General features: G+C 66.7%; 9 protein-coding genes and 1 pseudogene. All 10 read right to left on the reverse strand.

The window, feature by feature from the left end; translation table 11 throughout:
- Positions 1-120 precede the first annotated feature (120 nt).
- A pseudogene (locus BUA29_RS11410) lies at positions 121-1,281 on the reverse strand (sigma-54 dependent transcriptional regulator); the annotation flags it as partial.
- Positions 1,278-1,679, reverse strand: a complete 402-nt coding sequence (locus BUA29_RS11415) for a response regulator (protein WP_072756653.1) — start codon at positions 1,677-1,679, stop codon at positions 1,278-1,280. The gene BUA29_RS11415 and the pseudogene BUA29_RS11410, both read right to left, overlap by 4 nt.
- Before the next feature lie 20 nt (positions 1,680-1,699).
- Positions 1,700-3,142: an RNA polymerase factor sigma-54 gene (rpoN, locus tag BUA29_RS11420; RefSeq protein WP_072756654.1), complete on the reverse strand. Its 1,443-nt coding sequence runs from the start codon at positions 3,140-3,142 to the stop codon at positions 1,700-1,702.
- A gap of 146 nt (positions 3,143-3,288) precedes the next feature.
- Entirely contained in the window at positions 3,289-3,861 is a 573-nt protein-coding gene (locus tag BUA29_RS11425) for a PilZ domain-containing protein (protein ID WP_072756655.1), read from the reverse strand.
- On the reverse strand, positions 3,858-4,163 hold the full coding sequence (locus BUA29_RS11430; RefSeq protein WP_072756656.1) for a hypothetical protein: 306 nt from the start codon (positions 4,161-4,163) through the stop codon (positions 3,858-3,860). The genes BUA29_RS11425 and BUA29_RS11430 overlap by 4 nt, the downstream gene beginning before the upstream one ends.
- Entirely contained in the window at positions 4,160-4,549 is a 390-nt protein-coding gene (gene fliS / locus BUA29_RS11435) for a flagellar export chaperone FliS (protein WP_072756657.1), read from the reverse strand. The genes BUA29_RS11430 and fliS overlap by 4 nt, the downstream gene beginning before the upstream one ends.
- A gap of 19 nt (positions 4,550-4,568) precedes the next feature.
- Positions 4,569-5,909 (reverse strand): flagellar filament capping protein FliD, encoded by a 1,341-nt coding sequence (gene fliD / locus BUA29_RS11440; protein WP_072756658.1) that lies wholly within the window; start codon positions 5,907-5,909, stop codon positions 4,569-4,571.
- Between the two features lie 134 nt (positions 5,910-6,043).
- Complete coding sequence (locus BUA29_RS11445) at positions 6,044-6,490, reverse strand: flagellar protein FlaG (protein ID WP_084602463.1); 447 nt, start codon at positions 6,488-6,490, stop codon at positions 6,044-6,046.
- 68 nt (positions 6,491-6,558) lie between these two features.
- On the reverse strand, positions 6,559-7,695 hold the full coding sequence (locus tag BUA29_RS11450) for a flagellin (protein WP_084602464.1): 1,137 nt from the start codon (positions 7,693-7,695) through the stop codon (positions 6,559-6,561).
- On the reverse strand, positions 7,676-7,975 hold a 300-nt coding region (locus BUA29_RS11455; RefSeq protein WP_143148772.1), incomplete at its 5' end, for a transposase. The genes BUA29_RS11455 and BUA29_RS11450, both read right to left, overlap by 20 nt.

Genomic DNA, 7,975 nt, shown 5'->3' on the forward strand with positions numbered 1-7,975 from the left:
GCGCCCGGAAGCCCGAAATCGGGCTTATTCAGAGCGCGGGACGCGCTTGCGAAGCGCCTGAGCAGCGAGAAATCCGCGCTGCCGACCGAGTCGGGGGCTTCGCCGGGTCGAATTTCAACAGGCTGCTAGGGCTGCCCGATAGCGGGCAGGCAGCGCGTCGACGCCGACCCGGCCATCCGGATTGAGCACAGCCAGCCGTTCCAGCAGGTTGGCCAGCTCGCGCACGTTGCCGGGCCAGTCATAGCGCTGCAAGGCGGCGACTGCTTCCGGGGTCAGGGTCACCCGGCCGCGGCCGGATTCGGCCAGCTGGCGGGTGATGGCCGCCACCAGCTCGGGCAGGTCTTCGCTGCGTTCGCGCAGCGGCGGCATTTCGATGGGAAAGACGTTGAGCCGGTAGAACAGGTCTTCTCGGAACTTGCCTTCGGCGATCAGGGCTTCCAGGTTGCGGTGGGTGGCGGCGATCACCCGCACGTCACACTGAATCGGCGTACCGCCACCGACCCGTTCGAACACCCGCTCCTGCAAGACGCGCAACAGCTTGACCTGCATGGCCATCGGCATGTCGCCGATTTCGTCCAGCAGCAGGGTGCCGCCTTCGGCCATTTCGAAACGGCCCTTGCGCTGGGTCAGCGCGCCGGTGAACGCGCCCTTTTCATGACCGAACAGTTCGCTTTCCAGCAGATCGGGCGGAATGGCGCCGCAGTTGATGGCGACGAATGGCTTGTCCCGGCGCGGCGAGCGGGCATGGATGGCGCGGGCGGCCACTTCTTTGCCGGTGCCGGATTCGCCAAGGATCAGCACCGTGGTGTCGAAGCGGGCGACCTGGTCGATCATCCGGTTCAGACGCAGCACGGCAGCGCTGTGGCCGGTCGGCCCGATCTGCGGGATCTCGCGGCGGGCATCGTCATCCATGCGCTTGATGCTGGCCCGGCGCAGCACGTCTTGGAGCTGTTCGCGGCGGATCGGGTAGGCCAGCGGCCAGACCAGGTCGGGATGGATGTGCTGGCGCCATTCGGCGTCGGGCCTCTGGTCGGGCAGGGTGATCAGCGGCGGATGCAGCGGTTGCGCCGCCAGCCAGTGGACAAACCGCGACCAGGCATCGGGATCGCCCACCGCCCCGGCCATGACCGCCACCCAGTCGCTGGCGCGTGCCTTGCGGGTGTCGATATCGGCGGCATCGGCCACGACGCGCGGCGTGAAGTCCATGAAGTCAAGCAGCGTGGCCAGCCGCTCGGTGCGGGCCTCGTCGCCATCGACCACCAGAATCCGCGATTCGCTCATGTCTGGACCTTGCCTCCTGCGTGGTCATTCCCAGCCAGCCGCTGCAGGAGCGGCAGCACTTCCTGCATGTAGTTGAGCTTGCTGACGAAGGCATCACTGCCGGCACGCTGGGCGTGCTCGCGATGCTCGTTGTCGTCGAAATGGCTGACGATGGCGACGAACGGGGGGTGATCCTGCGCCTTGATCAGGCGGGTGGCCTGCAGCCCCCCCATCTCCGGCATGGCCAGATCCATCAGAACCACATCCGGGCGCAAGGCCTCGGAACGCTCCACCGCTTCGATGCCATTGGCGGCGGTGCCGACGATGTCCACCCACGGAAACTTGCGCATGTGGCGCAGCACCGCATTGATGAAGCCCTCGTGGTCGTCCACGAGGAGCACCCGGATCGTGTTGTACATTGCGTCCCCTGTCATATCGGTCAACCCGCCCGGAGTTCTGGTCTGGCGGTTGCGGCTGTAGTACCCCCGGCTGCTTGGCTGGCTTTGCCGGCGCGTTTGCGCTCGCGGGCCGGGGCGATTTTGAGCTGCTCACGATACTTGGCCACCGTGCGGCGCGCCACGCGGATCCCCTGGCGCGCCAGTAGATCGGCGATGGCTTCGTCTGCCAGCGGCGCATGCGCGGGCTCGCTGTCGATCAGCCGTTTGATCATCGCCCGGATGGCGGTGCCGGCGATCTCGGCGCCTTCCAGCCGGACGGCGAAAAAGTCTTTCAGCTCCAGCGTGCCGCGTGGCGTCTGGATGTATTTGCCGGTGGTGATACGGGAGACCGTGGATTCGTGCATGCCGATGGCATCGGCCACGTCTTTGAGGGTGAGCGGCACCATGGCCTCCTCCCCCCGTTCCAGAAAGGCCTGCTGCCGCGCCACCAGCACCTGCGCGGTTTTGAGCAGCGTGTCGTTGCGCATCGACAGGCTGCGCAGCAGCCAGCGCGCCTCTTCCAGCAGCTCGCGCATGCCTTCGTGTCCGCTGGCGGCCTGCTCGGCATAGGCGCACAGGCGCAGCCGGGGCTGGCTGCGCTCGTTCAAACGCACCTGCCAGCCGCCGTTGGCGCGCCAGGCGATCACGTCGGGGACGACATAGGCCGGTTCGGGCTCGGGGGGCTGCTCCACCGGATGCGGCTGCAATGACAGCACCAGCGACACCGCCGCCGCCACCGCCTCCGGCGCGACGCCCAGCGCGGCGGCCAGCCCGGGCAGGTCATGCCGAGCCAGCCGCTCCAGGTGCGACGCCACGATCTGCATGGCCAGAGCGCGGGTCGGTTCCGAGGGCAGGGCGCGCAGCTGGGCCAGCAGGCATTCGCGCGGATCGGCTGCCGCCATGCCTGGCCACTCGCCGTCCAGCAGCCGCTGGCGGGCGGCGAGCAGTTCGGCCGCGGTGACGTCCGGCAGCTCCTGGCGCAGGGCGGCGACTCCCTGCGCCGCCAGCGCCTCAGGCGCGCCTTCCAGGTAGCCACGGTCGTCGCAGCAATCCAGCCAGTACGCGGCCAGGGCCAGTTCGCGCGGCGTGCTGCGCACCGCCATTTGCGCCAGCAGACGTTGGCGCGGATCGCTGGACTGCCCGGCGGGAATGCGGGCGGTCGGATCCTCGTCGGGATCCCCGGTATAGCCCCCGCCGGACAGGAACATCGGCTCTGGCAGTTCATCCCAGGCGGCCGCTTCCAGACGGGCGCGTTCGGCTTCCCCCACGTCGGGCAGCGAAGGCTCCTCGGGCTCCAGCCGCTCGAGCAGCGGATTGCGTTCGAGCAGTTGCTGCAGTTCCTGCTCCAGTTGCAGCGACGTCACCTGCAGCAGCCGGATGGACTGCAGCAGCTGCGGGGTCAGCGCCATCTGCTGCCCCAACTTCGCCTGCAAGCTTGCCTTCATCCACTGCCCCCGAACGTTCGAGTCGGCCGGCCTCCACGAGAAGCCAGCGTGCGTTCACTATCGGAAAAAAAACCGGAAATGTCGAGTTTCCGACGCCTCACCGCCGTGACATTGCGCGTGCGGGCATCGGGCAGGGACGCGCACGTTCAGACGCTGCGGCGGCGCTCGGCGACGGCGCGGCGATGACGCCGGAACAAGTGGCGCTCCAGCGCGGCGCAGACCCCCGGAGTCAGCGGCTCGAACCGTAGCCACAGCTGGCCTGCCGCATCGGCGGAGGGCGCGTAGGCGATCACCCGGGCCGGCAGTGCCAACGGCTCCGGCAGCCAGGGGGCGGCCTGGATCCGGAAAACGCCGCTGTCTTCCAGGCCAATATGGCTGTCCTGGTGCGGTGCGTACGGCAGGCGCACCCCGAGCGCCGACCATTGCAGCGCGACCTCGTCGAGCTCGCTCGCCATGCGCCCGAGGTTGCCGATCAAGGTCAGCAGCAGGTCCAGCTTCGCTTCGATCCGGCGCAGCGCGGGGCCCTGCGTGGCCTCCTCGTCCTCGGAGCGGCTGTCCTCGATCACCGCGATCGCTCCCAGCGCAGTCTCCGCGCGCAGGCACAAGCTTTGAATCTGATGCGCCTGCAGCCGCTGCGGGCTGAACCCGGCACGCACCCGCTCCTGGCACGCCAGCGTCTGCCCGAACAGCAGGTCGTCGGCCGCTTCCGGCGCGCTCATGCGCCCGACCCGAGATACGCCCGCGCCCCGCGCTGATGGCGCTGCAACTGGCGCAGCTGTTCGCCGACGTGATCGCGCAGGCGGGCGAGCTCTTCCAGAAAGGCCTGCTGTTCCTGCAGCAGGCAGGCCCAGCGCTGGGCCTGGCGCGGATCCAGCAGGGCGTCCGCAGTCAGGGCCTGGCGCACTGCGCGGTCGTGCGCTTCCAGCAGGGCAGCGGCCATATCCAGATCGGCCTGCCCGAGCGCGGCGCGGATGGCCTCCGCGGGCAGGGCAGGAACCGCATCTGGCGCGTAATCGGTCATGCGGCTGCAGGCTCGATCGCGCGCCAGGCGCTTTCGATCTCGGCAAACAGCCCATCCAGTTCGCGCAGGATTGCCGGGTCATTGTGCAGGTTGGCTTCCACCAGTCGCCGCTGGGCGTAGTCGTACAGCGCGGACAACCCTGTGGCGATCTCCCCGCCTGCGTCGAGGTCGAGCGATCCGTTGAGTTCGGCGATGATCGCGCTGGCCTGCCGGATGGCATCGCCCTTGCGCGGGATGTCGCCCACGTCGATGCAGGCGATGGCGCGCTGCAACCGCTGGCGCAGTCCTTCCAGCAGCAATTCGACCAGGCGATGCGGGCTGGCTTCCAGCACCGCGCTTTGCACGGCGGTTTGACGGTAGTGTTGGGCGGAGGCGTGAGCGTTCATGGGGGAGGGAGAGTGTCAGTCAAGCTTTGGGGGAGGCGCCAAGCTGGTTGGCGATATAGGCCGAGGTCCCCTGCATCTGGGCCATGAAGGCATCGAGTGCCGTGAACTGCCGGCGATAGACTTCTGCCAGTCTGGTCATGCGGTCGTTCAGCGCCAGGCGCTGATCGTTGACGGAACGCAGTTGCTGGTTGAGTTCGCTGGTGCGGCTGTCGAGCATGCCCTGGCTGCCGGCGAAGTTGTGCACGACATCACGCAGGGTCTTGCCGAAATCGGCATCGTCACCGAACAGGTTCTTGACGGCCTGCGGATTGGCCGTCAGTGCGGCATTGAACTTGCCATCGTCCAGACTCAGCGAGCCATCCACCGCCGTGGTCAGCCCGATCTGGCTCAGTTCGGCGTAGTGGTTGCCAATGGTGGTGCGCAGCGATTGCATGATGCCGCGTGCAGTGGCATCGCCGCTCAGAGCCCCTGCCGTCTTGCCTTCGCCGCCCGCCGCACTTTGTGTGCGGATGGCGCTCAGGGCTGCGTTATAGGCCGTGATGAAGCCCTGCACGCTGGCCTTGAGCGAGCCGGGATCGGGAGCGATCTGCAATGTGAACGAATGCCCTGGATCGGCCTGTTTCAGGGTCAGGGTGACCCCGGTGATCAGATCGGTGAGCGTATTGCTGCTGCTGGTGCGGGTGACACCGTCCACGATGACCTGGGCATCCTGCGCCGGCGTGACCACGGTCATCGTGCCGCCGGTCGTGGCCAGGACGGACAGACCGTTATCGCCGCCGCTGGCGCTGATGGTGAGCGCCCCGGCGCTGCCTTGGGTGCCGGAGGTCAGAACCAGGGAATCCCCGCTGTTGCCATGGATCAGCGTGGCAAACACCCCCTTACCGGAGGCCTGGGTATTGATGGCGTCGCGGATGTCGGCCAGCGTGCCTTTGCCGGCATCGATGGTGACATCGAACGGCGTGCCACTGCCAACCTGGAAGGTCAGCGTGCCATAGCCGATCTGGGTCGTCGGCGCTGCGGCGGCCGAGCGCAGCTTGTGGGTGGTGGCCAGTTGTTCGACGGAAATGGAATAGGTGCCCGGCACGGCGTCTGCGCTGGCGCTGGCACTGAAGCTGGCCGCATCCGGGACGGTGGACTTGCGGCCTGGCAGCGCGCCATTGCCGGTGAGTTTGCCCAGAGCGGTTTCCAGCCCGGCGAGCGCAGACTTGATCTGCCCCAGAGCCGACAACTTGGCCTTGGCCGTGGCTTCGATGACGGACAAACGGTTGTCCATCGGGGCGCGTTCGGCTGCAACCAGCTGGCTGACCAGCCCGTTGACGTCGAGTCCGGAACCGATACCAGGAGACGTGATGGCGGCCATGATGTGAACTCCTTGAAGCAGTGGTGGAAAGTGGGATCAAATGCCCGGCTTCCCAGCCAAGAATAACGGCAATGCCTGGGTGTGACTTGAGTGGATCATCCGGCGGACAGGGCGTGCACCGGGCAACTCTCCGTTCAGGCTTGCTGGTCGATCAGGCCCGAGCCGGTCTCGCGCAGGCGTTTGGCCAGCGCCAAAGCCACCTCGTCAGGAATCTGCAGCAGCGTTTTGCCCTCTTCGTCCACCACCGACACCACCACTTCGCCCAGATCATGGTCCACCCGAAACCGCAACGACGTCTGCGGATGCGCCTGCGCCAGTGCCTCTTCGAGGGCTTTTTGCAGGGCTTCGTTGTCGGGTTTGCGGTCAGCGGCGCGGGCCTGGCCTGTGGCAAGCGATGGCAGTGCGGCGTTGTCCGCCGTGGGTGTGGCGCCTGCAGGTAAAGGAAGGGGCGGCGTGGGCGCTGGCGCAGCAGGCTGTGCCGATGAGGACGGCAGAAACGGCAATGCCCCGGCGTTGCCTGCCGGGGAGAGGGAAACCCCGTGAATACCTACCGGGGGAGACGTGATGTTGAGACTGGACATGACGGCTCATCCCATTGAAGAGCCGTGCGGGGCGTCCGCGTCCGGACGCCCCGACGGGGTGACAACGATCAGCGCAGCAGACTGAGCACGTTCTGCGGTGCCTGGTTGGCCTGGGCCAGCATGGCCGTGCCGGCCTGCACGAGGATTTGCGTGCGGGTCAGTTCGGCCGTTTCCTTGGCGAAGTCGGTATCGCGGATGCGGCTGCGCGATGCGCTGAGATTTTCTGATGTGGTCTGCAAGCTTGCGATGACCGACATGAAACGGTTCTGCACCGCACCCATGTCCGCACGCGCCGAGTTGATGGCGCTCAGTGCCTGATCGACGATCTTGATGGCCTTATCCGCACCGCTTGCAGACGAGATGTCGATCAGCGAGACCGCATCGAAGCTGGCCGAGTTGGTGCCGGCTGCCGGGAACACGTCGGCGTTCGCGTTGGAGACGGTCAACTGCTTGGCCGAGACCAGCTCGATCGTCCCCGTCTTGACGGCCGTGTCGGTGGCTGCGGCACCTTCCGTCATCGTCGTGCCGTCGAAACTGATCGTCTGGGTGCCGGCGGTGCTCACGGAAAACGCGGAGATTGCAATGTTGCGGCCATCCGTCGTGCTCAGCGTCAGCTGGCTCTTGTCGGACGGATTGGTGAACGATGCCGTCACGCCGGAGTTGGAGGAAACGCCATTGATGGCGGCGGCCAGGGCGGTCAGGTCGCTGGTATCCGTGACGTTGGCACTGATGGCCTGCCCATTGATCGAGAAGGACACCACACCCGCTGCGCTCAGGCTGCCCAGCGTGGCACTGTTGCTGGCGGTGGCGGTGACCCCCAGGCTGCCTGCCGCCGTGTTGATCGCGGATGCAATCGCATTGGCACCGGCATCGGCCGCATAGCTGATCTGGCCCGAGGTCTGCGACCCCACCGTGACCGTCAGGTTGGCCTCTGCAGCAATACCGTTGTTGGTGCTTCCGAGTACGACGTTCCCCGTGACGGTTCCATCCGCCACCAGCGAGAAACGCCCGAGTGCAGCGGCGCGGGCATCGACGATGCTATTCACGCTGATGGTCTGCCCCGCATTGGCACCCACCTGGAACGCCTGGGAAGTGAACGAGCCGTCCAGCAGCTTCAGACCGTTGAACTCGGTCTGGTTGGCGATGCGGTCGATTTGGCTCAATCGCGATTCCAGTGGAAACGGTTCATGTCTGATGGGGAGCATGGAGCCAAGGGTGACGGGGTAGATGCCTGAGCTTGGCGCACAGCAGGTAGCTGATGGCGATCAGGTTGGCGTCAGTGCGATAGCCCTTGGCGCGGGCCTTGGCGGCCTGGATCTGGGCGTTGAAGGCCTCGACCTGGCCGTTGGACAGGCCGGTGTCGAAATGCCGCAGGATGCCGGTGAGGTGGTCGCGGATGGTGGCACCGAGCTTCTTGAAGGGCGTCAGCCGACACCGTCGTGCCCAAGAGACCCACTTTCGGAGCAGCGGTTCGGCGGTGGGGCG

This window comes from Thermomonas hydrothermalis (genome assembly GCF_900129205.1).
GTDB lineage: Bacteria > Pseudomonadota > Gammaproteobacteria > Xanthomonadales > Xanthomonadaceae > Thermomonas > Thermomonas hydrothermalis.